The sequence below is a fragment of the Roseomonas aerilata DSM 19363 genome, assembly GCF_000711725.1.
In the GTDB taxonomy this organism is placed as follows: domain Bacteria; phylum Pseudomonadota; class Alphaproteobacteria; order Acetobacterales; family Acetobacteraceae; genus Roseomonas; species Roseomonas aerilata.
Window position 1 is genome coordinate 49869 of the sequence record NZ_JONP01000024.1, and the last position, 23640, is coordinate 73508.

A 23640-nucleotide genomic window follows, 5' to 3' on the forward strand; every position below is an offset into this window, starting at 1 on the left:
AAGAATGTTTCGCCACATGGCTATCCTGAAGTTCAAGCCGGACGCCGATCCCGACGCGATCCGCCGGTACTTCGAGAACTTCCCCAAGCTGGCCACGAGCTTGCCCGTGATCCGCAAATGGTACATCGGCCGCAACGAGGGTGCGGGCGGCGAGAGCCATGTCGGCCGCCACAACTTCCGCCCCAACTATAATGTTGGACTCGTGCTCGAGTTCGACGACGCGCAGGGATACCGCGACTACGCTGAGTCGCCCGAGCATCAGAAGTTCTTCGAGGAATTCTGCACTCCCATCCTCTCGGAGCGCGTGGTGGTGCAGTTCAATCCGCGCGCCGATTGGGCCGGCGGCACGCACGGCGCGTGATGAAGGCGCTCATCACCGATACCGAGGTCCGCGAGCCGCATCTCGAGCGGCATCTGCTCGAGGAGGCCGGCTTCGAGGTTTCCGTCGCGCAGTGCCGGTCACCGGAGGAGGTGATCGCGGCGGGGCACGACGCGAGCGCACTGCTCGTCCAGTACGCGCCCTTGACCGCCGAGGTCTTCGCCGCGCTGCCGCAGCTGCGTGTGGTCAGCCGCTACGGCATAGGGGTGGATACCATCGACCTCGCGGCCGCGGACCGGCACGGGGTCTGGGTCTCGAACGTGCCGAATTACGGCCATGACGAGGTGCCCACTCATACGCTTGCCTTGCTCTTCTCGATCCTGCGCCACGTTCCTTTCCATGATCGGAAGGTGCGGGGCGGCGTCTGGGACTTCCAGGCGACCGGAGAGATCGCTCGCATCGCGGACCTTACCCTCGGCATCGTCGGCCTTGGCCGGCTCGGCCGCTTCGTGATGGAGCGGGCCCGTCCGTTCTTCCGCGCGGTGGTCGCCTATGACCCGTTCCTGCCGGAGGAGCGCTGGCCGGAGGACGTGGTGCGCCTGGGCCTGCAGGAACTCTTCGCGGCGAGCGATGCCATCACCCTGCACGTCCCGCTGACGCCGGAGAATCAGAACCTTGTCGGCGACGCCTTGCTCGCCCGGATCCCACCTCGCGGCGCCTATCTCGTCAACACCGCCCGCGGCGGTCTCGTCGACCTCGACGCCGCCCTTCGCGCGCTGGAGGACGGGCGACTGCGCGGCCTGGGCCTCGACGTGATGCCGGGGGAGCCGCCACGCTTGGACCATCCGGTCCTGCACCATCCGCGCACCGTCGTGACGCCGCACGTCGCCTGGTACTCGACCGCTTCGGTCGTCGATCTACGCCGGAAATATGCCGAGAATGTTGCCAGCTGGGCGCGCAGCGGCACCGCCCCCAATGCCGTCGTGCGTGGGTGTTGACGGCCCGAACCGCAGGATACGCCATGCCCCATCTCACCCTTGACCCCGCCCGCGTGCTTCCCACCGACCGAGACGCCGCCATCCTCGTGGGCCGCATCTGGCGCCCTGAGCTGGGCGGTCCGTCCGTCGTCACCCTGCGCGGGCACGACCTGATCGACGTCACATCGTCCTATCCAACAGTCAGCGAGCTCTGCGAGAACAGCGACCCAGCTGGCGCCCTCTCAGCCGCACGGGGCGAGCAGATCGGCGCGATCGACGACATCCTGGCCAACACGCCACCGGATACCCGCGACGCGGGCCGCCCCTGGCTGCTGGCGCCGGTGGACCTGCAGCCGATCAAGGCCGCGGGCGTGACCTTCGCGGTCTCGATGCTCGAGCGGGTGATCGAGGAGCGGGCGCGCGGCAACGCCGATGCGGCGGCCGCGATCCGGGCCGAGGTGGTGCGGCTGGTGGGAGACGACCTGTCGCGGCTGAAGCCGGGTTCGGCCGAGGCAATGCGGCTGAAGGAGGTGCTGATCGCCCAGGGGGCGTGGAGCCAGTATCTCGAGGTGGGCATCGGTCCGGACGCGGAGATCTTCACCAAGGGGCCGCCCATGTCGGCCGTGGGCACGGGCATGGATGCGGGGCTGCACCCGAAATCCTCCTGGAACAACCCGGAGCCGGAAGTAGCGCTGGCCGTATCCTCCGCCGGGCGGATCGTGGGCGCGATGCTGGGGAACGACGTGAACCTGCGGGACGTGGAGGGGCGTTCCGCGCTGCTGCTGGGCAAGGCGAAGGACAATAACGCGGCCTGCGTGCTCGGCCCCTTCCTGCGGCTGTTCGACGACTCGTTCTCGCTCGACGATATCCGGCAGACCACCGTGACGCTGGAGGTCGAAGGGAAGGACGGATTCCGGATGGAGGGGTCCTCCTCCATCGCGCAGATCAGCCGTGACCCGGAGGATCTCGTGGCCCAGATGATCGGGTCACATCATCAGTATCCGGACGGCGCGGTGCTGTTCCTGGGCACGATGTTCGCGCCGGTCGCGGATCGCGGAGCGCCGGGCAAGGGCTTCACCCACGCGATGGGCGACATCGTCACCATCGCCGCGCCGAAGCTGGGCGCGCTGGTCAACCGCATGCGCTCGACCGACGACTGCGAGCCTTGGACCTTCGGGACCATCAGGCTGATGCGCAATCTTGCCGGCCGGGGAGTACTGCGCGCCGCGCCGGTGCTGCACCCGGCCTGACCTGTCCGCGCTGCTGACCAATCGCTCCGAAGCAACAAAGAAAACGGGAAGGAACGTCCCAGGTGACAATGTTCAGACGCTCGGAACTCCTCGCTCTCGCTACCGGTGCCGCTTCCCTTGCCCTGGGCCGTGGGGCAAGTGCGCAAGCCGACTACCCGAACCGACCGGTCGAACTCGTCGTGCCCTCCTCCGCGGGTGGCGGTACCGATGTGGTGGCGCGTGCCTTCGCCGAAGCGGCGAAGCGTCACTCGCCCCAGCCCTTCATGGTGGTGAACCGGGGTGGCGCCGCCGGTGCCATCGGCTTCTCCGACGTGCTGAACGCGCGCCCCGACGGATACAAGGTCGGTGTCATCATCGTGGCGTTGAACATCCTCCCCTATCTCAACCAGATCCGCTTCTCCGCCGACGACTTCCAGACCATCGCACGGCTGAACACCGATCCCGCGGCCATCATTGTCCCTTCGGAAGCCCCCTGGAACACGATTGAGGAGTTCATTGCCGACGCAAAGCGCCGCCCAGGCGGCATCTCGCTTGGCGATGTCGGGGTCGGCTCGATCTTTCACTTGGCCGGCGCCGCAATGGCCGATCTGGCCGGCGTGCGTTTCCTGCACGTGCCCTATGCCGGCTCAGCCCCAGCGGTCACCGCGCTGCTCGGGGGGCATGTGGATGCGCTGACGGTTAGCCCTCCGGAAGCGATGGCCCACATCCAGAGCGGCCGTTTTCGTGTTCTCGCCGTCATGGCTGACGCGCGCGCGTCGGGCGTTGAGACCGCGCCGACGTTGAAGGAACGCGGCATCGACCTCTCTATCGGAACTTGGCGCGGCTTAGCCGTCCGGCGCGGTACGCCGCGCGAGATCGTGGATCGCCTTGCCGTCATCACCCGACGGACCATACAGGAGCAGAGCTACCAAGACGCCCTGAACCGGGGCCACTTTCTTCAGGCGTACTTAGAGGGTGCGGACTTCGATGCTTTCATCGCGCGCGAGCGCGAGCTGTTTCAGCACCTCGTCACAAAGCTTCAGTTGAGCTGACTGCTCTCGCACGCCGCCCGCTTAGCCACGAGGTATACGACCGCCTGCGCGGCCTTCTGGGCTCGGGGAGCTTCCCGCGCGACGCCCGACTGCCCGCGGAGGAGGAACTGGCGCGGCGCTTCGCTGTCTCCCGCTCGGTGCTGCGTCAGGCGCTGGTCCGTCTTCGGGTAGAGGGACACGTGGTTTCCCGCAAGGGGTCCGGCAGCTTCGTGCGCGAGCTCCCGCGCCCGGCCTCTCCGAGTTTCGGGCCGCTGCACAGCATTCCCGACATGCGCGCCTTCCTGGAATTCCGGTGCGGCGTCGAGAGCTAGAGTATCCGTGTTGGTCAAGCGGGCCTTGGCGCCCAGTTTCCGTGTTCGCGGAGCAGTGCATTGGCGAGGATGATGAGCTTCCGCATGATAAGGGTGGTCGCAGCCCTGGACTGCTTTCCCCTGGCGACGAGGGCCTGATACTTGGTCTTCATGTCCGCGTTGAAGCGGATCGCCACCAGGGCTGGCATATAGAGGGCCTGGCGTAGGTGGGCGCGACCCGCCCGGATGAAGCGCTTGCCGCTGTGCTGTCCTGAATCGCGTGCGATCGGAGCAAGGCCGGCCAGGCTGGCCGCGCACTTGTTGTCCATCGTGCCGAGCTCCGGCATCTCGATTAGCATGGCCAGTGCGGTCGCCTCGCCGATAGCTGGGATGCTGACAAGGATATTGAAGCGGGCCTTCAATTCGGCATCTGCCTGGCACAGGGTGCGCAAAGCGGCATCGATGGCGGCGATCTGGCGTTCAACCTGGCGCAGTTGCTGATCGGTCAGCCGTTTGAGCAGTGGCGCACGGTGAGTGTGGTCCGGTTGGACGCGGCGACGCGGGCCTTGACCAGGCCGCGCCGGGCAACGAGCAACTCCTTCATGTCGCTGAGCGTCTGGCTCACCACCGGCCTGACTTGCAGGGCATCCAGCGCGTCGAAGCGGACGAGCATGGCGGCATCCGGCGTCTCGTCGAGGCCTGATGGTCTGGAGAGGGCCGGCGCGGCTGACCGACCAAGGCGTCAACACCCTGTCGGATGGCAGGCATCTGCTGACCAGCGCCGCCCCTACAACCTGACCTTCCGGCGGGCGCGGTAGACCCGCCCCAAGCGATGTTGGAATAGATACTCCTTTGAGGGAGGCGGCCTCCGTCTCCGGGAAGGCCTGTTCTGAAGAGGCCGCTCCGGATGTTCGGCGCTAAGTGCTGTGCCCTTGAAGTTTTGCTCAGCACCGACCGACTTTCGCACCACGGCAGCCGGACGATGGCTTTGTTCCCTGTTCAGCCTGCGTCGCTGACTGTTTAGGTGAAGGCATTCCCTGATCATCGCGGCAGGGAACTGGATAGGTAAGTACCTGAGAGGGCTAGGATTTCGCGATGATGGGGACCCTTTCGTGCTCTTTGCCTGCTGCAATCCCTGTTCTTTTCCCTGAAACCAGGGAATGTGGTGCAGAGACGGGATCGTGCCTGACTGCGTCCTCAGCCAACCTTTTTTGGTTTCTTCGCGGTTTCGCTCCCCTCTGCTGTGTCGCGTAAGAAGGCTGGTGGTTCTGGGCTTTTTCTGCCGGGCTGATCGGGGCGAGCTATCGGAGAGACGCTCTCGTGCGGCGAACGGCGACTGAGTGCGTCGTCTGTCTCCCCTGCGCAGGAAAGGGGTACCTAAGGCCGAGAGATCGGGGACTGGAGACTTTCGGGGTGCGACAAAGGCGATACACGCCGCCGGCCCATCGGTCTCAACAGGCGCTGAGAAGGCGCATGAGCTCAGGCAACCTCGCGCATCGCCACCGTGGCCGGCTCCATTCCGGTTTCAGTTGTGGCTTCCGCGCCCGCGATGCTTGGCGCTGATCTGCCAAGCTGCGGTGGCCTGTGTGAAGCTAGGCGGCGCTGTCGTGAACCCAGCTCTCCGAATCGTGGTGTGCCATGCAGGGCTGGGCGGGCGATGGACCGTAGCATGGACATGGACGATCCCTCGGCGGAGGACGCCGCCTGGACGTTGGCCGCACGGCCGGTCGTGAGTCCGCTCTGCGATGCTTTCTTCCTGGTTGCCGAAAGCGTCTACGTCGGGCGGGAGGATGGCATGACCCCGGCGCAGTGGGAGTCAGAGCGTGTTCCCCTGCCCAGGCCAGACCTTCCCCTGCGCGCGCCATCCCGTGTGGCCGCCGCGGACGTGGTGGGGAGGGAGGACATCCTGGCCGCGCACTACGAAGGGCTGATCCGCGTTGCCCGGTCGCACGGCAGGACCAGGGCACTGGCTCAACCCTTTCCCTTCTTCGCCATTCGGCCGGCTCTTCTCGACGGCGAGGAGGTTCTGGCCTCCTGGCCCTGGAGCGACACCCTTCCCGAAGCTCTCGGCGTGCTGGAGGTGCTGTCCCGCGTCGGGGAAGCCGCGCCGGGCAGGGTCATCCTGGACGACCTAGAGCAGGGCTGGGGCCTGCGGATAGTGGCGGGGAAAGGGACAGTCTACCTCGTGGAATGGGACGGCGAGGGGTCGCCGCCGGTCAATGCGGCTTGGTGCCTGGAGGCGTCCGTGCTGGCCGGGCAGGCCGCGGCAGCGCGGGACCGCTTGCAGGCGGTGCATGTGCGGCTCAGGCAGCTGCTCGGCCGGGACGTCTGGTCGTAAGCGCCGTTGCGGAGCAGAGCGTTGTTCAGGTCGATGCTCCGCGCCCCGATCGCTCCGAACAGGCGGCAGAGCAATCCTTTCGCATAACCCTGTCCGAAAATGACGCGCTATCCTGTAGCGGTAAGCCAAGCGCGCCACGGACTCATTCGGGCGCGGCGAAAGAACCTTAGCTGCTCAAGTCGTGCGTTGTTGCCTCCTCCTCTCTCCAGCGCTCATTCAGGCGCCACAGCCCGAGGGCAAAGGCGAGCATCAGCACGCCGCCGCCGAAGAGGCTGAGAGGTGTGGCACCGAGCCGCTCGAACCACTGGGTGTAGAAGTGAATGCCGCCGAAGACGCAGGCAAGATTCAGCATCCAGCGCCGGTTCGTCCGCCCGGCCCAGACCGCTGCCACGGCCAGCGCGGCGGCCCAGGCGATGCTGAAGGCACCCGCAGGAATGGCGCGGCCGAGGCTGCGCTGGATCCAGCCGGCGTCGTCGCCCCAGAGTGATCCGACCCAGAAGCCTAGGTTGACCAGAAGCAGTGCCGTGCGCGCCGCGATGTTTGCCAGCCGCTCCCCCGCGGCGCGCAGGCGCGGGGCGCCCCCGTGCGCGACCGCTGCCAGGGCCGAGAAGGCGAGCACCGTCGCCAGCGGTTGCTCCACGCCCAGCGCATAGAAGGCGTGTCCGTAGGCGGCGCCGCTGCCGAGCGCGGCGGAGAGCAGCAGGACCGCGAGCGCGATCAGCAGTCCGCTGCCCACCACGATGGCGGAGCCGGTGAACAGCGCCGCGACGAGGAGAAGGGCCGCCTGCAGTCCGAGGAACGGCCCCACCTCCTCCCCCACTGCAGGTGATGCGCCGTTGAGGCTCGCCTGGCCGCTGCTGAGCAGGAGGATACTGGCGCCGAGCAGCAGCGCCGCGACGAGGACAAGGATGGTGGCCAGCACGCCCCATCGCGCGTGGCCCGAGAGCGCCAGCCAAGCCCCGGCCGCCATCAGAACGAGGCCAAGCGGGATGGCGGTCAGAAGGCTTGGCAGCAGCGCCACGATGCCGGCGCTGACCGCGACCACGCCAAAGCCGACGAGGGCGTTGACCAGCAGCGAGCCGGTGTCGCGCTGCCCGAGGCGGGAAAGGCGGTCGTGCTCCTCCCGCGTGATCTGCCCCTCCTGCAGCAGCCGCGAAAGGTCGAGCGTGACCTTCACCATCTTGGCCTCGGCGGGGTCCTGCGCGAACGGTGGCTGGTCAGCGGGCAGTCCGTGCCTGCCGCCCGGCAGCGCCTTCTCACGCCATGCCCGCGTTCTCACGGCCGCGCAGTCGCCGGATAAGGCCGATGATGGGCGCGACGGTGAGCGCCAGCAGGATGCCGCCGCCGACGAGCAGGGTGATCGTGCGGTTCCAGAGCTTCTCCATCGCCATGTCCGTTGTCGGTAACTCCGGATGCGCGGGATCGGCGAGCACGGTGACGCTATAGCTGCCGGAGTGCACGTCCGTGAAAATGTAATTCACGTCGCGCGAGACCGGCCCCGACTTCGTCTGCACGGACAGAGTGGCGTCGCAGATGTTGAGCACGAGCTTCGAGCTGCAGGATCCCTCGGTTACGCGGCCGCCGGCCACGGGCGCCGCCGTGTCGCGGATCCGCCAGTCGCTGATCAGGTTGGGCACCGTGTAGATGGCCATCGCCGCGAGCATGGCGCCGAACATCAGCGTGCCAAGCAAGGCCCAGAGGGTCTGCCGCCAGTCGGCCTCGGGCGGGGGAAGGGCGAGGGGTCGGTTCGGTTGGGTGTCATTCTGCATGGCCAAAGGCTAGCAAGCCCGGCGCGGGGGAGAAGTCACGCGCCGGTTACATTTCCGGCATCGGCGCTTCCCTCCTCCGCCAGGATCCGGCGCGCCGCATCGGCCTGCCGGTAGCGGGCGATGAGATCGGCGAAGCCCTGCACCTTCAGGTCGCGCGGCGGGGCGGCCGTAAAGGTCACGATGTGCCGCTTCGTATCCAGCTTTACGCGGCGCCCGCGCGGCAGGCGGGCGGGGAAGGGTGCTTCCGGCGGAAGCAGGATGCGCGTGATCACGCTGCCCCGGTCAACGGACATGTCGAGATCCGCCACGTGTTGCCAGAGGATGGGACGGTCCAGCCCGGCGATAAGCAAGGAGTCCGGGCGGAGGATCAGGAAAGGCTTGTTGCCCCGCCGCAGCAACGGCACCCCGAAGAGGATGAGGAGAAGGCCGAGCCCTCCGCCCGCGCCGGCCACGATCCGCTCCTCCGTGACGTCGACGCCGGGCACGTCCAGGGCCAGCAAGGCGAGGGCGGCGGCGGCCAGGATTCCGCCGAAGGCGAAGAGGAAGATGGCACCGGCACGGGTGTTCTCGTGCAGCGCGACCGGCTCCTCCGCCACCCCGGTGGCGGCCGCTTCCAACGCTTGGTGAACCTCCCGCGCCTCCGCGCGCGCGCTGTTCAGAAAGTCCGCGGTCGCAGCATGGCAGAGCGGCTCCGGATCGGCGAAGTAGGCACTCAGGCGGGAGAGCGCGTCCGGCGGCGGCGGCGTGGCGGCCTCGGCCAGCAGCGTCGGCATCGGCTCTCGGCCAAGGGAGGAAAGGCGCTGGCGCGTGGGCGGGTGGGTGTCCGTCGGGTGGGGCTGCGTCTCCTCCAGATGGCTGGCCGGGTCGTCCAGGCCGTTCTCGGCGGCGTGGCGCAGCGTGGCCGCCACCAGGTCGGGCGGCGCGGCATCGGGAGCGCGGAAGGAGGATCCCAGGGTCTCGTCGATCCGCGGGTAGGCCGCCGCGGTGCGGAGCAGGGCGCGCGCGGCCGCGTCGGCCGAGGTCGCCTTGGCGCCGGCGGCATCGGCGGCAAACTCGCGCAGGCGGCTCCAGTGCCGGACGGCGTGGTGAAACTGGTCCATCACGAAGACGCCCAGCTGCAGCGCCGGGCGGGTCAGCAGCGAGTGGGAGCCGTCCGCGCCCATGCCAGCCAGGGCCACGGCATCGAGCGAGCGGCCGACACCCGCGTAGATCGGCAGGAAGCGCAGGCTGTACTCGGTGTCACCGCCCGAGAAATGGGCGAGCTCGTGGCCGATGATCGCGGCCACCTCGTCCTCCCGCAGCAGGGGCAGGAAGGGGAGGGGGAGGTAGAGCGTCCGCCCCGCCAGCGCCCCGCCGCCGGGTTCCAGGACCTTCGGTCCCGAACTGACGAAGAAGCCGCCGGTCAGGCCGACCACGACATTGTCCGGCGACAAGGCGCCGAGGCGCGCGGCCAGGTCGTCCAGCAGGCGCCACAGGCCCGGCGCCTCTTCCCGGGAAACGGGCCGGCCCATGATCGGCAGCGGGTCGGGCGCGAAGAGGTCCACAGTGCGCCGCAGCTGGAGCACCGCCTTGCCGGCGGTCCAGAGGCTGGCGCCGATCGCGAGGGCCGCGATGCCGAGCAGCTTGGCTCCGCCGGTGGAGAGGCTGTCGGCCTCCAGGAGGGCCGAAGCCTCGAAGGCCACCACCGCGACGGCGCCGATGGCCGCCAGCACGACCTGCGCCCCCATCAGCGGCGGCAGCGCGCGCCGGACGAGCGAGAAGCCGCGCACCAGCGCGTCCCTCGAGCCGCGCCCGGCCCTGCCCAGCAGCGCCGCCGCCACAAGGGCGACGATGGAGAGCCCGGCGGCGATCCCGGCGCAGGCCATGACGACGGGTGGCAGGTAGCGCCGCAGGCGGGAGAGCGTCAGCGCGCTCTCGGCGTCGTTCAGCGCCTCCCGTGCCTCGGCGATGGCGAGAGGGCCCGCATAGGTCCTGCCGTTGCGGCGGAACTGTGCGCCGAAATCGGGGCGGCCGTCGGCAGGGCCCTGGCGGGCTTCCAGGACCGCGACGACCTTGGCCGCCCGCGCACGCTGCAGCGCCATGGCCTCCTCGTCGGACGCGGCGCGCTGGCCCTCCCACACGCCCAGGGCGAGGAAGGCCAGGGGCAGCAGCACGGTGATGGCCAAAAGACGGAGCGTGGCGCGGCCGCGCCGGGGTGACTCGGAAATCAGCAGGGTCCTCCGCTCCCGCCGGGTCCTGCGCGGAGCCCTGGAAGGGTAGGATGGTCGTTCCACCCTGGGAACCGGGGCGCCTGGCTTGACCAAGCGGACGTGATCGGGACGATTCGGTTCCATGCGATCGATGTCGATTGTTCTGGCCGCCCTTCTCGCCGCGGGCCCGGCGTTGGCAGCCGACCTGCCGCGGGAGGTCGCGGCCTTCGTCGCCCGACGTGACCGCTGCGACCATTTCCGCGGCGAGGATTCGGATGAACCGGCGCGGGCCGCGCAGATCGCCTGCGCGGTGGAGGCGAATTGTCGGGGCACGGATGCCGAGCTCGCCAGGCTCAAGCGCCGGCACCAGGGCGATCCCGCCGTTCGCGCGCGGCTCGGGAGGTATGATTCCAGGGTAGAATGACGCAGCGCGGCTGCCGCGCTGTCCAACGGCTCGGCTGACCGCGATGCGTAGAGGTGAAGCCGGTCCAGCTCTGCCGGCGATCAACCAGGGGACGATATCGTTCAAGCAACCGGTGCCGTCCTTGTCGCGCCCGGTCCCGCACGGGCCAGGGTGTTGCTCAGCAGGCTGTCCAGGGCCGTTGCCTCGATACCGGATGCCAGGTGGCTTTCTCTCCGGCGCCGCAGAATGGCCGCTTCTCCCAGTCCGACCTCGACAGGGTCATGCAGGCAAGGAGTGGCAGGAGACGGCAAGGACGGCCATCGGCGGCCTTCACGACGTTCGAGACGCCACGACGGTCGATGGGAAGGTCCGCGTCACCTTCGTCATGGCCGGTAATTTCCAGAACCGGCCCGGCTTGCCGCCGTGGGCGCAGCAGGTCCGCACCCTTTTCTTGATCCAGCGGATGCCGCGCGGCCGCGCTTTGACCGTCTGCGTGGGGGCGGGAGAACTTCGAGGCGCAGCGGGCGGAGTTCACGGAGAGCGCCACCACTGCAAGGGCCCCCTGAGCCATTTCCGCTCATGTGCCACCGCGGCGTGGTGGACTGTCTCTCGTCCTGCCTCGGGCGCTCTGGGCCTGCCGGCTCGAGAGGAAGCGTCGTGCAATCTCCAGAGCAGCAGAAGGTTGAACGCCGCGTTGACAGGCCGGGCGCTGAACACAACCCGAGCGGACAAGGCCGTGATGAACCATCATGACCAGTAGAGGCCCCGATCGGGACCTCCGGAACTTAACCTCGCGTGAGGATAACGGTGCGGTACTCACCCCGCACCTTTTCCGGCTCAGCTACTCCTGGAGCCGCATGCATGACTACTCCGCCTGGATGCTGTGGTCCTTGATCAGGCGCGTGTAGGTTTCGGTGGAGCGGGCCAGCCATTCCGCCAGGGGCTGCGGCCCGTCCGTGCGCTGCGTGGCGCCGAGTTCGCGCAGCTTGGCTGCGACCGCCGGGGTGCCCAGCGCCTCCCGGACCGTCTCGTGCATCCTGGTGATCAGGGCAGGCGGCGTGCCGGCCTGCACCATCATGCCCTGCCAGGTGCCGGCATCAGCGGCAGGCCAGCCGAGTTCGGTGAAGGTCGGCACATCGGGCAGGCTCGCCAGGCGGCGGGGGCCGGTGACGGCGACGGCACGCATCTGTCCGTTCACCGCGAAGGGCTGAGACTGGGTGGCGCCCTGCACGGTCATGCTGGCCTCGCCCGTGCTGACCGCCAGCAGGGCCGGCGCGCCACCGCGGTAGGGCACATGGGTCATCGGTGTCCCGAACATGTCCTCGAGCATCACCATGGTCAGGTGGGTGGAGGTGCCCGTACCCGCGTTGGCCGCGTTCAGCTTGCCCGGATTGGCCTTGGCATAGGCCTGCAGATCCCCCGCCGTGCGGATGTTCAGGTTGTTTGCCACGCCGAGGATGTAGGGCGCGTAGATCAGCATGCTGACCGGCGCGAGCTCGGAGTTCTTGAAACCCAGCCGCGGAAAGAGCGCCGGGTTGGTGGCCAGCGTGGTCAGGTCCATCAGCAGGACGGTGTGGCCGTCGGGCGGGCTCTTCGCCACGACCTCCGCGCCGATGTTGCCGCCAGCGCCGGCGCGGTTCTCCACCACCACGTTCTGGCCGAGCAGCTTCGTCATCTCCGGCGCCATCAGCCGTGCCAGGATGTCGCTCGTGCCGCCGGGGGCATTGGGGACGATCAGGCGAACGACATGGTCAAAGCCCTGGGCGCGCAGGGCGGGGGCAGCGAGCGGGGAAAGGGCGGCGACGCCGAGCGCAGCCTTGAAAAACGGGCGACGATACATCTCTGGGCTCCTCATGGTTGTCTTCTCTTGGCCGGGATTCAGGTGGCTACCGGTTCGATGCCGCCTTCGCCGAGGCGGCGCTGAAGGCGGGCGAGCAGCGTGTCGATATCCTGGACGTCGTCGCGCGTGAGGCGCGGCCCGGGCTGTCGCATGGCGGCGCTGCGAATGGCGCCGCGGCGGCGCAGAACCTCCTTGCGCGCGGCCACGCCCCAGAAGCCCTGTCCCTCGTAGTTCAGCAACGGCAGGTAGGCGTCGAATACATCCCGTGCGGCCTGCGCCTGTCCGGCGACGTGCAGACGATAGACCTGGGACAGCATCTCGGGATGGGAAAAGCCTGCCATGGGCCCATCCGCGCCGTGGTCCAGCTCCGTCGGCAGGTAGAGCGCGTTGTTGCCTGTCAGGATCGCCACGCGGCGCCCCTGTCCCTCGCGCATGCGGGTGATCTTGGCCGGGCTCGGGATATCCTCCTGCTTCACCACCTGGATCTGCGGGTGGCGCTCGATCAGCGCCAGGATCGAGGGAACCGACATCCAGACACCGGTGGAGAAGGGAAAGTCCTGCAGCACCACCGGCACGTCGCCGATGCGCGCGAAGACGGCCGCGAAATAGGAGAACAGTTCCTCTTCCGTGCGGAGGCCGCCTGGCGGGGCGATCATCACGCCCGCAGCGCCGCGGTCCATGACCTTCGCCGTCAGCTCCGTCAGTGCCACGAGGCTGGGATTGCTGACGCCGACGATCACCGGCTTCGAGCCGGATCGCGCGATGAAGCGGGAGGCGACGGAGAGCGCCTCCTCCGCGCCCAGCTTGCTGCCTTCCCCGCTGACGCCCAGCACGGTCATGCCGTCCGCGCCGTGCTGGAGGTAGAAGTCCACAAGCGTGTCGATGCTCGGCAGATCGAGCGCGCCGCCCTCCTCGAAGGGGGTCTGGGCGATGATGTAGACGCCCTTGATGTGGTCGAGCATGGCGCGTCCTCTCTCAGGCGGGCCGCGGCGCGGTGCGCTGCTGGTCCATGATGCGGTTCGTCCCGGCCTGAGCCGGAAGCGCCTCGCGATGCGTGATGTGGGCCATGCCCGTCTCCTTCCCTGCCGCGTCACTCTTATCCGGGCGGTCGCACCACGTTCGCCAGTGGCTGGCCCGATGCCAGCTTCCGGATATTCTCCGCGATGAAGTCGTAGCGGCGACGCATCAGCCCATCTGTCCAGCCGGAGATGTGCGGCGTGGCGCGCAGGTTCGGCAACTCGTGGAAGGGGAAGCGGGAGGGCGGGCATTCCGCCTCGCCCGGTGTCGGATAGCGGTACCAGACATCGATGGCCGCGCCGGCGATGCGCCGGTCGCGCAGCGCCTCGTAGGCCGCCTCCTCGTCCAGGACCTCGGCCCGGGCGACGTTCACCAGGAAGGCCGACGGCTTCATCGTCGCCAACTCCGTCCGGCCGATCAGTCCCCGCGTGCTGCTGTCCAGCGGGCAGCAGAGGACGAGCACATCCGTCTCGGGCAGAACGTCGCGCAGGTGTTTCACGGACAGGCTGCGGTCCGCAGCGGGATCGGGGCGGCCGCTTCGTGTGACCGCGACGATGCGCAGCCCCATGGCGCGGGCGCGCGCGGCGATTGCCTTGCCGATATGGCCGAAGCCCACCAGCGTCATGGTCCGGCCCGCCGCCTCCCCGTGGAACGGGCGGCGCGGGTGGATCTCTGCCCAGCCCTTCGCGTCGAGGCGTGCGGGCAGTGCTCCGAGCTGCAGCACATGCTCGAGCAGGGTGAAGATCACGTACTCCGCGATCGGGATCTCATGCTCGAACACGTTGCAGAGGGCGGCGCCTGCCGGCACGGCATCGACGACGATCCCGTCGAGGCCTGCGCCTGGCACCTGCACGAGGCGGCAGCCCTCCAGCCGCGATCCCTCATCCGCCGTCAGGCGCGTGCTGACGAGGATATCGGCGCGGATGGTGCCCGTGGCCGGCAGGCTCGTCATCGGAACGGCCTCGTGCTCCTCGCCCAGAAGAGCCTGCAGGCGTGGCGCCTGAGGAGCATGGGCGCCGACGAGGATGGCCCGCATCAGCCCGCACTCTCTCGCACCACGGCATCCGGCCGCGTCCGCACGGCATCCTGCAGCCTCGTACCCAGTCCTGGCGCCGTCGGTGCCTGCACCATGCCGTTCCTCAGGATGGGAAGCTCAGTGACAAGGTCCCGGTACCAGGTAGCAAGCGTCGCGCGCACCACCTCCTGAAAGATGGCCGTGGGGGCGTGCAGGGCGAGGTGCAGCCCGGCCATCAGCGTGACCGGGCCGGTGCAGTCATGGGGAGCCAGCGGCTTCGCATAGGCCTCAGCAAGAGCGGCAATCTTGCGGCCTTCGGTGATTCCGCCGCACCAGGCGAGGTCCAGCATCACCATATCCAGCGCGTCGGCTGCCAGCAGATCCCGGAAGGGCAGGGCGCCACCCAGTGTTTCGCTGCCGCAGATGGGTGTGCGTGTCTGGCGTCGCAGGTCGGCGAGGGCGCGGGCGTCGTCCATCTTACCAATGGGGTCCTCGGCCCAGAAGACACCGACATCCTCCAGCGCGCGGAGGATCCGGATGGCCGCGTGGCTGGACCAGAGGCTGTGCAGCTCCGCCATCACCTCGATCCGGTCGCCCACGGCGCGGCGGATCTTCCGGAAGGGCTCGATGCCGGCTTTCAGGTCCTCCAGGGTGATGAGGTGCCCGCCGGAGGCCTCGGCGTAGATGTCCAGCGGCCAGATCTTCATGGCGCTGTAGCCCTCGGAGAGAAGGCTCTCCGCCAGCTTTCCCGCATCCTTCATGAAGGCGACCTGATCATCGTAAGGTCCGGTGGCCTCTTCCTGCCCGGAGGTGCTGCGCCGGCCTCCGGCCGTGTTGTAGGAGTAGCCGGCGCAGGTGTTGTAGGCGCGGATCTCTGTTCGCACGGCGCCGCCTAGCGCCTCGTGCACGGGGATCCCGTGACGCTGGCCGGCAAGATCCCAAAGCCCAATGTCGATGGCGCTCGCTGCGCGCACCTCCGCGCTCGCGCTGTGGAAGCCGAGATAGGGCGTCATCAGGTGACGCGAGACCTGCTCGATCCGCCGTGAATCCTTGCCCACCAGCCAGGGCGCCACCGCCTCGTGGATGACCGCCTCCACGGCGGCAGCCCCGCGGAAGGACTCACCCAGGCCGACCAGCCCCTCCTCGGTCTCGATCTCCACCCAGATCAGGTTGGGCCGCTCGGCAATGCGGATGGTGCGAAGGCGCGTGACCTTGGACAACGCGATGGCCTCCTATTCGGCGCTGATGTGGTTGGAGCGGATCACCTCGCCCCAGCGGGCTGCCTCGCTGCGAAGCTGATCGGCCATGCGGGATGGCGGCCCCCCAAGCGGCACCACCGCAGCTTCTCGCAGACGCTGCCGCACGGTCGGATCCTCGAGTGCCTTATTGAAGGCGGCGTTCAGCGCGGCGACCACGGCCTCCGGCGTGCCGGCGGGGGCGAGAAAGCCGAACCAGCTATCGATCTCGAGACCCTGTGCCAGTTCCGGCAGGCCGGATTCGCGGAAGGTCGGCACGTCCGGCAGCTCGGGGATGCGCTCGTTCGAGACGGCGGCGATGGCGCGCACCGTGCCCGCGCGGATCTGCGGCAGGATGGATGGCAGGTTGTCGAAGAACACGTCGATCCGCCCGCCGATGAGGTCGGTGATGGCGGGACCGCTTCCACGATACGGCACGTGGACCCAGTTGATGCCGAGCATCCCGCGCAGCAATTCCGGCGCCAGTTGGTTCGAGGCGCCCACGCCGGAGGAGCCGAAGGTCAGGGTGCCCGGCCTCGCTCGTGCCAGTGCGACCACCTCCGCCAGGGTCTTCGCCGGCAATGCGTTGCTGACAGACATGATGTTGCGAACCGCCCCCGTCAGGATCAACGGTGTGAAGCTGCGCTGCAGGTCGTAGCCGGGGTTCCCGTAGAGAAAGGGGTTCGCGGCGCAGGTGCCGATGGTGCACTGGATGAGCGTCGTGCCATCCGGCTGCGCCCGGGCGACCTCTGCCGTGCCGATGTTGCCCGCGGCACCCGCCTTGTTGTCCACCACCGCGCCCGCCGGCAGAAAGGGCGTGGCGCCCACGGCCAGGATGCGCGCCACGATGTCGCTGGTGCCGCCGGGTGCGAAGGGAACCACGATCCGAACTGTGCGGTTGGGGAGTGGGTCAGGGCGCTGCGCCGAGGCGGGTGCAGCCCAGAAAGCGCAGGCTGATAGCAGTCCAGCCATGGCAAGCCCCAGCCCAGCGCGACACCTCATGCCGACTTCCTCCCGGTGTGTTCTGCTTGACGCGCAGCTTTACCGATCCGGCTAAGCTGTCAATCACATTCGCTCTTCCAGCAAATTTAGCGAACAGATTTTACAGCTTCTGCTAAGCCTCGTTTGCAGACACGGATGAGCCATGGACCAGACCGCACGCCGCCCGCTCAGCGACGAGGTATACGATCGCCTCCGCGACCTGCTGAGTTCGGAAAGCTTCCCGCGCGACTCTCGCCTGCCTGCCGAGGAGGATTTGGCGCGGCGTTTCGCCGTCTCCCGCCCGGTGCTGCGTCAGGCACTGGCCCGTCTGCGGGCAGAGGGACATGTCGTTTCACGCAAGGGGTCCGGCAGCTTCGTGCGCGAGCCGCCGCGCCCAGCCGCTCTAAATTTTGGGCCGCTGCACAGCATTCCCGACATGCGCGCCTTCTTGGAGTTCCGGTGCAGCGTGGAGAGCGAAGTGGCAGCCCATGCCGCACGCCGCGCCGACCCCGAGGCGATCGCGGCGATTTGCCAAGCCAGGCAGCGCCTGGAGGAGGAGGTGGCGCGTGGCGAGGCTGCGCTGGAGACCGATGTTGCCTTCCACCACGCCATCGCCCTGGCCAGCGGCAACCGCTTCTTCCTCGCGACCCTTGAAGCGTTTCGCGAGCAGATGATCCTCGGCATTCGCCTCACGCGCGAGCTGGCGGGGCTCCCCTCTGCGGACTGCCGGCCAGAGATCTCGCGCGAGCACGCTTGCATCGCTGCGGCCATCAAGGCCAGGGACCCGGATGCGGCGCGCAAGGCCATGGCGGATCATCTGCATGGCGGCATCCGGCGTCTCTTCGGGGCCTGATGGTCTGGAGAGGGCTGGCGCGGCTGACCGACCAAGGCGTCAATACCCTGTCGGATGGCTGCCGTCGGCTGAGCAGCGCCGCCTCCTACAACCTGACCTTTCGGCGGGCGCGGTAGACCTGCGTCAAGCGACGTTCGAATAGGTACCCCTTTGAGGCAGGCCCCCTCCGTTTCCGGTGAAGATCTGTTCTGAAGAGGCCCTCCCGGATGTTCGGTGCTAAATACCGTGCATTGCCCGCCTGATCGCGCGCACGACCTTGGCGATGCTGACCGGCTTCTCGCACCGTTCGATATGGTTGAAGCGGGCAGGGATGACAGACGTGTCGTAGCCTGTTGTGAAAATAAAAGGCGTGCCGTTCTTCATCAGCCGATCGGCTGCCGCGAACGACATCTTGCCACCCAGGTTCACGTCGAGCACAGCTCCGTTGAGCTTCGGTGCCGCGGTGATCTTGCTCAGTGTGTCCTCGACCGTCGCGACGGGCCCGACCACGACCGCGCCGGCTTCCTCCAGCTCGAGGCAGAACTCGTCGGCGATCATGTACTCGTCCTCGGCCACGAGGATGCGACAGCCGCGCAGCGTGAGGTCAGGCATGATCGTCGTCCTCTTCAGCCCGGCCTGGGAAGGCCGGGACGGCGATCGTGCAGTGCACCGTCGGGGCCAAGCACATAGGTTGTCCTCGCGCCGAATTGGCAGGGCAGGGCCCGCTCGATCAGCGCCCGGCCCTGTCCGCTCCCGTAGGGCCGGGTACCAGCCGGCGGCATGGCAACACCGCTTTCCCGCCAGTCGATGTGCAGCCACTTGTGGCCGTCGGGTTCCTCCTGCCTCAAGGCCCAGGACACCGTCAGCCGGCCCTGCGGTTGCCCCAACGCGCCGTACTTAACGGTGTTTGTGGCCAGTTCGTGCAGCGCCATGGTCAGCGTCTACGCCATCGACGAGCGCAGGCGGACGCCAAGTGGGCCGCTCAGCGTCACGCGCTCGGCGGCGCCGTCCAGAACTGCCATCTCGGCTCGGATCAACTCGTCGAAGGTGACGCGGTCGTTCTCGTCCAGAAGGGACAGCAGGCCCTGCACGCGAGAGAGTGCCTCCAGGCGGTCGCGGAAGGCGGCGCGGAACTCACCCAGGTCGGCGCTCCCGCGAGGGTCTTGTCCGCCGTCGAACGGACCACGGCGATCAGGTTCCGGGTCCGGTGCTGAAGCTCGGCTACCAGAACCTTCTGCCGCTCCTGCATCGTCCGCAGATCGTGGATGTCGGTGGAGGTGCCGAGCCACTCGACGATGCTGCCCGTCGCGTCGCGCACTGGGGTCGCGCGCGTCTGGAACCAGCGGTATGCCCCCTGCCCCGCCTGGCAGATGCGGACCTCGACCTCGAAATCACCGTTCTCCCCGGCACGGGCCCAGGCGACGGGGGCGCCCTCCCGATCCCTGGGATGCAAGGGAACGAGCCAGCCCCAACCCTTGCGGTCCGCTTGCGACTGCCTGGTGTACGCGGTCCACTGCGGGCTGGCCCAGGTCCAGTATCCGGAGTGGTCTCCGTCACGATGGCCATCATGCCGGCAACCTGACTGTCGGTGCCCCGAACGGGGCTGAAGGCGAAGGTGAACGTGGCCCGCTCAGGTCTGCCCGAGCGGTGGAGGATCAGGGGGTAGTCCTCGGTATAGGTTGCCTCGCCGGCATGGGCGCGCCGAACCAGCGGGCCGATCCCCTCCCACGCCTCCCCCAGATCTCCTTGAACGAGCGACCAAGTGCGTCCGGTTCTTTCCCGAGGATCGCGACATAGGCGTCGTTATGGAGGGTCGTGAGGTCCGATCCCCAGGCGAGCGCGGCGGGAAAGGCGCAATCGAGAACGAGGCGGGCCGCGGCCCTGAGTTCGGCGGGCCATGCCTCCGCCGGACCGAGCGGCGTCGTGTCCCAGTCGTACGTCCGGACGCGGCCGGCCATAAGGCTGGAGTCGGCAGGCCCGGCAGTGGAGAATGGTGCGGCATGGACCATGCCGGATCGTAACGCGCCGACGCCGAATACGTCTTCAAACTTGCTCCATGGGCCGAAGCTCTGCGGCACGGAGCCAGAAGGCGGGCCAGAAGGCGGGCCAGAAGTCCGCGACCAGCGGGGCATGCGCGCGCATCTCGGAGTAACCGTGGATCTGCACGAGGTTCGCGGAGAGGACGAGGAGGCCGCTCGTGCAGGGCAGGCCGCTCGCTGGCTGCGCCGTGATGCCGAGGATGTTGGCCCCGATGTGGCCCGGGCCAAGCAGGAGGCATATGCCTAAAATCTCACCGTGAAATTTTACTCTTGCGCTTCGAGTGGGTCGAAGTCAGCATTCGGCATCCGACGAGGCCGTTTTGCGGCCTGAGCGCCTCGTCGGGAGTGCTCAAACTGCCGTGCCCTGCGAGGACGGCCGCTGGCGGGAAAACTGGACGGAATGCCGACACAAGACCCTGTTCTCATTGTCGGCGCGGGGCCGGTGGGATTGGTTGCTGCGGCCGAGCTGGTACGCCATGGCGTGCCGGTTCAGGTGCTGGAGGCGGGGCCTGAGCTCTCCGGTGAGATGCGCGGGTCGACCTTCCACGCCCCGACGCTCGACATGCTGGAGGAGCTGGGCGCCGCGAAGGCGATGATCGCGCAGGGCATCGTCGCACCGCGCATGCAGTACCGCAGCCGCGATCAGGGCATCATCGCGGATTTCGACTTCGGCGTGCTCTCCGATGTCTCGCGCCATCCCTTCCGCCTGCAATGCGAGCAGTTCAAGCTCACCCGCATCCTGCACGGCCTGCTGAGCGACCGGCTTGGCTACTCCATCCGCTTCGACGCCCGCGTCGCCAGCTGCCTCGATCGGGGCGATTCGGTGGAGGTCACGCTCGAGAACGGGGACCGCGTCGTCGGCTCCCATGTGATCGGCGCGGATGGTGCGCGCAGCCCGGTGCGCAAGTCCGCCGGGATCGAGTTTGAGGGCTTTACCTGGCCGGAGCGCTTCCTTGTGCTCTCCACGCCTTTCAACTTCGCCGAGATCATCCCGGACCTGGCCGATGTCTCCTACTACGCCGATCCCGAGGAGTGGTTCTTCCTGCTGAAGGTGCCGGGCGTGTGGCGCGCCATGTTCCCCGTGCCGGCCGATGTGGCGGACGAGGAGACGATGACGGACGAGTACGCACGTGCCCGCTTCGCCCGCATCGTCGCGGGACGGGACAGCTATCCCACGCGGCATCGCACGCTGTACCGCGTGCACCAGCGCGTGGCGAAGACCTTCCGCCAGGGCCGCGTGCTGCTGGCCGGCGACGCCGCGCATATCAACAACCCGCTCGGCGGCATGGGACTGAACGGCGGCGTGCATGATGCCTTCAATCTGGGCGGCAAGCTCGCCCGGGTCTGGCACGGCGAGGCGGACGACGAGTTGCTCGACCTCTACGACCGCCAGCGGCGCGGCGTGACGGTGGAGCATGTGCAGCGCCAGACCATCGCCAACAAGCAGAACCTGGAGGCCAAGGAGCCGGAGGCGCAACGCGCCTTCCGGGAGCGGATGGCGGAGACGGCCGCCGATCCCGCCAAGGCACACGCCTATCTCATGGGTGTCTCCATGATCAACGGCCTGCGCCGGGCGGCCGAAATCGCCTGATCCGCGGCACGAGAGAGTTCCGGACATGACCGAGTTGACCTTCGACTTCCAGACCAACGGCACGAGCACGCGGCGCGGCGTCGCGCTGCGCGACCTGGTGATCGCCGGCTGGACGGGCCGCGACCCGCACAAGGTGCAGGAGCATATCGAGGAGCTGGCCGCGCTCGGCGTCGCCCCGCCTCCCAGCACGCCCTGCTTCTACCGTGCCGGGCTGGAGACGCTGACCACTGCGCGCGCCATCGACTGCCTGGGCAGCGAATCCAGCGGCGAGGCGGAGTTCGTCATCGTCATCGACGGCGGCGGCCATTGGTGGGTCGGCCTCGGCTCGGACCACACGGACCGCAAGGTGGAGAGCTACTCCATCACCGTCTCCAAGCAGATGTGCCCCAAGCCCGTCGCGCCCACCCTCTGGGCCTTCGACGAGGTGGCGGCGCACTGGGACAGCCTCGAGTTGCGCTCCTGGGTGCAGGAGGGCACGGGCTGGACGCCGTATCAGGAGGGCAGCGTTGCAGGGATGCGCGACCCGCGCGACACGGTGGCGGCGCATGAGGCCCAGGGCCGCGGCGTACTCGGCGCCGGCACGCTGATGTTTGGCGGCACGCTGCCCGCGATCGGCGGCATCCGGCCGCGCCAGGGCTTCCAGATGGAGCTGCGCGACCCCGTGCTCGGGCGCGCCATCACCCATGAGTACACCGCCCGCTGGCTGGCTGAGTAAGACGGAGACAGATCATGCCGATCACCAAGGAACACCTCGAATTTCACGTCCCCGACACGGGCACGGGCTGGGAGGTGCCGAAGGGCTACCCCGCCGGGATCGAGCAGAAGATTCTCGCCGGCAAGCTCGATGAGGAGAACAAGCGCGGCCACCGCACACGCCTGCTGCGCTTCCAGCCTGGCGAGTTCACCACCGCCCCCTTCGTGCACGACTACTGGGAGGAGGTGTGGCTGGTGTCCGGTGACCTGATCGTCGGCAACGATGCGCAGGGCAATGGCGGCGAGAAGTACGACCAGGCGGCCTATGCCTGCCGTCCGCCGGGCGCCTATCACGGGCCCTTCAAGTCCGACACCGGCTGCACGCTGCTCGAGATCCATTACTACGACGAGACGCCGAAGTGAGCGGGACGGCCGGCCCGACCCTGGAAGGCTTGGCGGCCGATCTCGCCGCCGGGCGCACCACGAGCCGCGCGCTGGTGGAGAGCTGCCTGGCGCGGATCGCCGATCCGGCCGGAGAGGGCGGGCGGGCCTTTCTGCAAGTGGATGCCGAGGGCGCCCGCACGGCGGCCGAGGCGATGGACGCGCTGCGCCGCGCCAATGCCGCGCCCTCGCCCTATGCCGGCATTCCGGTGTCGGTGAAGGACCTGTTCGACGTTACCGGCCAGGTGACGCGCGCCGGCTCCCGCGCGCTCGACGACGTGGCGGCTGCGGAGACCGACGCCTCGGCCGTGGCCCGGCTGCGCCGCGCGGGCTTCGTGGTGATCGGGCGTACCAACATGACTGAGTTCGCCTATTCCGGCCTTGGCCTCAACCCGCATTACGGCACCCCCCGCAGCGTCTGGCGCCGCGAGGAGGGCCATGTGCCCGGCGGCTCCTCCTCCGGCGCCGCCATCTCGGTAGCGGACGGCATGGCGCATGGCGCGCTGGGCACGGATACCGGCGGCTCCTGCCGTATCCCCGCGGCCTTCAACGGGCTGACCGGCTTCAAGCCCACCGCACGGCGCGTGCCGCTGGAGGGCAGCGTGCCCCTCTCCGGCACCCTGGATTCCATCGGCCCGATCGCGCGCAGCACGCGCTGCTGTGCCGTGATGGATCAGGTGCTCGCGGACGAACCACTCGCGCCGCTGCCCGAGATGCCGGTCGCCGGCCTTCGCCTGCTGCTGCCGGAAACGGTAGCCCTGGATGGGATGGAAGCGCCGGTCTCCGCCGCGTTCGAGGCTGCGCTGGCGCGCCTTTCGCGCGCGGGCGTGCGGATCACCCGGGCGGCGATGCCGGAATTCGCCGAGGTGGCGGTGATGAACGCGCTGGGTGGCTTCACCGCTTCCGAGAGCCATGCCTGGCACCGCCCGCTGCTGGAGCGGAGGGGCGACGATTACGACCCGCGCGTCAGCAGCCGCATTCGCCGCGGCGCCGGCATGTCTGCCGCGGACTACCTTGACCTGCAGCGCGCGCGTAAGGATTTCGTGCGCCGGGCCTCCGCGCGGATCGCAGGGTACGATGCGCTGGTCATGCCCACCGCGCCGATCCTGCCGCCGCGCATCCGCGACCTGGAGGACGAGGCGGCCTACACCGCAGCCAACCTGGCAGTGCTGCGCAATCCCACGCTGATCAACATGATGGATGGCTGTTCCGTCTCGGTGCCGGCGGCACGCCCGCCGGAGCCGCCTGCGGGGCTGATGCTCTCCGCCGCCGCGGGCGAGGACCGGCGCCTGCTGGCCCTGGCCGCATCCGTGGAAGCCGTGCTGGGCGCCTGAACCGGCGGCCGGTGCCTCACCCGGAACGGATCCCGGGAAGGCCTTTTGAGGGAGCC

General features: G+C 68.5%; 25 protein-coding genes and 1 pseudogene. 12 read left to right on the forward strand and 14 right to left on the reverse strand.

All coding sequences use genetic code 11. The annotated features are described in order from the left end of the window. The first annotated feature begins 4 nt into the window (after nucleotides 1–4). From BO39_RS21660 to BO39_RS35280, 5 genes are all read left to right on the forward strand, one after another. A complete protein-coding gene (locus BO39_RS21660; RefSeq protein WP_043837391.1) occupies nucleotides 5–361 on the forward strand; it encodes a Dabb family protein in 357 nt (118 codons plus the stop codon). Further along, nucleotides 361–1317, forward strand: a complete 957-nt coding sequence (locus BO39_RS21665; protein WP_043837455.1) for a C-terminal binding protein — start codon at nucleotides 361–363, stop codon at nucleotides 1315–1317. Before BO39_RS21660 ends, BO39_RS21665 begins: the two co-directional genes overlap by 1 nt. A 23-nt stretch (nucleotides 1318–1340) precedes the next feature. Next, nucleotides 1341–2546, forward strand: coding sequence for a fumarylacetoacetate hydrolase family protein (locus tag BO39_RS21670; protein ID WP_043837393.1), 1206 nt, complete (start codon nucleotides 1341–1343; stop codon nucleotides 2544–2546). 68 nt (nucleotides 2547–2614) lie between these two features. After that, nucleotides 2615–3577 carry a Bug family tripartite tricarboxylate transporter substrate binding protein gene (locus BO39_RS21675; RefSeq protein WP_043837395.1) on the forward strand — a complete coding sequence of 321 codons (963 nt, stop codon included), beginning with the start codon at nucleotides 2615–2617 and terminating at the stop codon, nucleotides 3575–3577. Next, complete coding sequence (locus tag BO39_RS35280; protein WP_084698361.1) at nucleotides 3574–3888, forward strand: FadR/GntR family transcriptional regulator; 315 nt, start codon at nucleotides 3574–3576, stop codon at nucleotides 3886–3888. Before BO39_RS21675 ends, BO39_RS35280 begins: the two co-directional genes overlap by 4 nt. Before the next feature lie 14 nt (nucleotides 3889–3902). Here the strand turns inward: BO39_RS35280 and BO39_RS30300 are convergent, their stop codons facing one another. Both BO39_RS30300 and BO39_RS32800 read right to left on the reverse strand, forming a co-directional pair. Continuing rightward, on the reverse strand, nucleotides 3903–4289 hold the full coding sequence (locus BO39_RS30300) for an IS110 family transposase (RefSeq protein WP_052402433.1): 387 nt from the start codon (nucleotides 4287–4289) through the stop codon (nucleotides 3903–3905). 83 nt (nucleotides 4290–4372) lie between these two features. Continuing rightward, nucleotides 4373–4540 carry a hypothetical protein gene (locus tag BO39_RS32800; RefSeq protein ID WP_156963819.1) on the reverse strand — a complete coding sequence of 56 codons (168 nt, stop codon included), beginning with the start codon at nucleotides 4538–4540 and terminating at the stop codon, nucleotides 4373–4375. A 984-nt stretch (nucleotides 4541–5524) separates the two neighbouring features. On the opposite strand from BO39_RS32800, the gene BO39_RS21690 reads away from it, so the two are divergent. Continuing rightward, nucleotides 5525–6205 (forward strand): hypothetical protein, encoded by a 681-nt coding sequence (locus tag BO39_RS21690; protein WP_043837397.1) that lies wholly within the window; start codon nucleotides 5525–5527, stop codon nucleotides 6203–6205. A gap of 166 nt (nucleotides 6206–6371) precedes the next feature. Here the strand turns inward: BO39_RS21690 and BO39_RS21695 are convergent, their stop codons facing one another. The 3 genes from BO39_RS21695 to BO39_RS21705 form a co-directional block, all read right to left on the reverse strand. Then, the gene (locus tag BO39_RS21695) at nucleotides 6372–7385 is read right to left on the reverse strand and encodes a hypothetical protein (protein ID WP_052402434.1); all 1014 of its coding nucleotides are present in this window, start codon (nucleotides 7383–7385) and stop codon (nucleotides 6372–6374) included. A 76-nt stretch (nucleotides 7386–7461) separates the two neighbouring features. Continuing rightward, nucleotides 7462–7974 carry a hypothetical protein gene (locus tag BO39_RS21700; protein ID WP_052402439.1) on the reverse strand — a complete coding sequence of 171 codons (513 nt, stop codon included), beginning with the start codon at nucleotides 7972–7974 and terminating at the stop codon, nucleotides 7462–7464. 35 nt (nucleotides 7975–8009) lie between these two features. After that, nucleotides 8010–10139, reverse strand: a complete 2130-nt coding sequence (locus tag BO39_RS21705) for a M48 family metalloprotease (RefSeq protein WP_211257511.1) — start codon at nucleotides 10137–10139, stop codon at nucleotides 8010–8012. A 166-nt stretch (nucleotides 10140–10305) separates the two neighbouring features. Here BO39_RS21705 and BO39_RS21710 point away from each other — a divergent pair, with 166 nt between their 5' ends. Then, nucleotides 10306–10587, forward strand: coding sequence for a hypothetical protein (locus BO39_RS21710; RefSeq protein ID WP_156963820.1), 282 nt, complete (start codon nucleotides 10306–10308; stop codon nucleotides 10585–10587). Between the two features lie 844 nt (nucleotides 10588–11431). On the opposite strand, the gene BO39_RS21715 is transcribed toward BO39_RS21710, so the two are convergent. From BO39_RS21715 to BO39_RS21735, 5 genes are all read right to left on the reverse strand, one after another. Then, entirely contained in the window at nucleotides 11432–12406 is a 975-nt protein-coding gene (locus BO39_RS21715) for a Bug family tripartite tricarboxylate transporter substrate binding protein (protein WP_043837399.1), read from the reverse strand. A gap of 38 nt (nucleotides 12407–12444) precedes the next feature. Then, nucleotides 12445–13368, reverse strand: coding sequence for a dihydrodipicolinate synthase family protein (locus BO39_RS21720; protein ID WP_043837402.1), 924 nt, complete (start codon nucleotides 13366–13368; stop codon nucleotides 12445–12447). A gap of 134 nt (nucleotides 13369–13502) precedes the next feature. Further along, nucleotides 13503–14459 (reverse strand): 2-hydroxyacid dehydrogenase, encoded by a 957-nt coding sequence (locus BO39_RS21725; RefSeq protein WP_052402436.1) that lies wholly within the window; start codon nucleotides 14457–14459, stop codon nucleotides 13503–13505. After that, the gene (locus BO39_RS21730; RefSeq protein WP_043837404.1) at nucleotides 14459–15658 is read right to left on the reverse strand and encodes a mandelate racemase/muconate lactonizing enzyme family protein; all 1200 of its coding nucleotides are present in this window, start codon (nucleotides 15656–15658) and stop codon (nucleotides 14459–14461) included. Before BO39_RS21730 ends, BO39_RS21725 begins: the two co-directional genes overlap by 1 nt. Before the next feature lie 12 nt (nucleotides 15659–15670). Beyond that, nucleotides 15671–16555: a Bug family tripartite tricarboxylate transporter substrate binding protein gene (locus BO39_RS21735; RefSeq protein ID WP_245615328.1), complete on the reverse strand. Its 885-nt coding sequence runs from the start codon at nucleotides 16553–16555 to the stop codon at nucleotides 15671–15673. 262 nt (nucleotides 16556–16817) lie between these two features. On the opposite strand from BO39_RS21735, the gene BO39_RS21740 reads away from it, so the two are divergent. Continuing rightward, nucleotides 16818–17507: a FadR/GntR family transcriptional regulator gene (locus tag BO39_RS21740; protein WP_043837409.1), complete on the forward strand. Its 690-nt coding sequence runs from the start codon at nucleotides 16818–16820 to the stop codon at nucleotides 17505–17507. 216 nt (nucleotides 17508–17723) lie between these two features. On the opposite strand, the gene BO39_RS21745 is transcribed toward BO39_RS21740, so the two are convergent. The 4 genes and pseudogenes from BO39_RS21745 to BO39_RS35285 all read right to left on the reverse strand — a co-directional run. Continuing rightward, nucleotides 17724–18098: a response regulator gene (locus tag BO39_RS21745; protein WP_043837411.1), complete on the reverse strand. Its 375-nt coding sequence runs from the start codon at nucleotides 18096–18098 to the stop codon at nucleotides 17724–17726. Between the two features lie 14 nt (nucleotides 18099–18112). Next, nucleotides 18113–18418: a sensor histidine kinase gene (locus BO39_RS34010; protein ID WP_211257512.1), complete on the reverse strand. Its 306-nt coding sequence runs from the start codon at nucleotides 18416–18418 to the stop codon at nucleotides 18113–18115. 9 nt (nucleotides 18419–18427) lie between these two features. Then, nucleotides 18428–18775: an HWE histidine kinase domain-containing protein gene (locus BO39_RS34015; protein WP_211257513.1), complete on the reverse strand. Its 348-nt coding sequence runs from the start codon at nucleotides 18773–18775 to the stop codon at nucleotides 18428–18430. Next, nucleotides 18751–19023, reverse strand: a pseudogene (locus BO39_RS35285) (PAS domain-containing protein); the annotation flags it as partial. The gene BO39_RS34015 and the pseudogene BO39_RS35285, both read right to left, overlap by 25 nt. Before the next feature lie 902 nt (nucleotides 19024–19925). On the opposite strand from BO39_RS35285, the gene BO39_RS21750 reads away from it, so the two are divergent. From BO39_RS21750 to BO39_RS21765, 4 genes are read left to right on the forward strand one after another with little or no spacing between them, the layout of a single operon-like run. Next, nucleotides 19926–21116, forward strand: a complete 1191-nt coding sequence (locus tag BO39_RS21750; RefSeq protein ID WP_043837414.1) for an FAD-dependent oxidoreductase — start codon at nucleotides 19926–19928, stop codon at nucleotides 21114–21116. 25 nt (nucleotides 21117–21141) lie between these two features. Continuing rightward, nucleotides 21142–21831, forward strand: a complete 690-nt coding sequence (locus BO39_RS21755) for a DUF2848 domain-containing protein (RefSeq protein WP_043837416.1) — start codon at nucleotides 21142–21144, stop codon at nucleotides 21829–21831. Between the two features lie 14 nt (nucleotides 21832–21845). Further along, nucleotides 21846–22232: a cupin domain-containing protein gene (locus BO39_RS21760; protein ID WP_043837418.1), complete on the forward strand. Its 387-nt coding sequence runs from the start codon at nucleotides 21846–21848 to the stop codon at nucleotides 22230–22232. Beyond that, on the forward strand, nucleotides 22229–23584 hold the full coding sequence (locus BO39_RS21765) for an amidase (protein ID WP_043837420.1): 1356 nt from the start codon (nucleotides 22229–22231) through the stop codon (nucleotides 23582–23584). The genes BO39_RS21760 and BO39_RS21765 overlap by 4 nt, the downstream gene beginning before the upstream one ends. Nucleotides 23585–23640 lie beyond the last annotated feature (56 nt).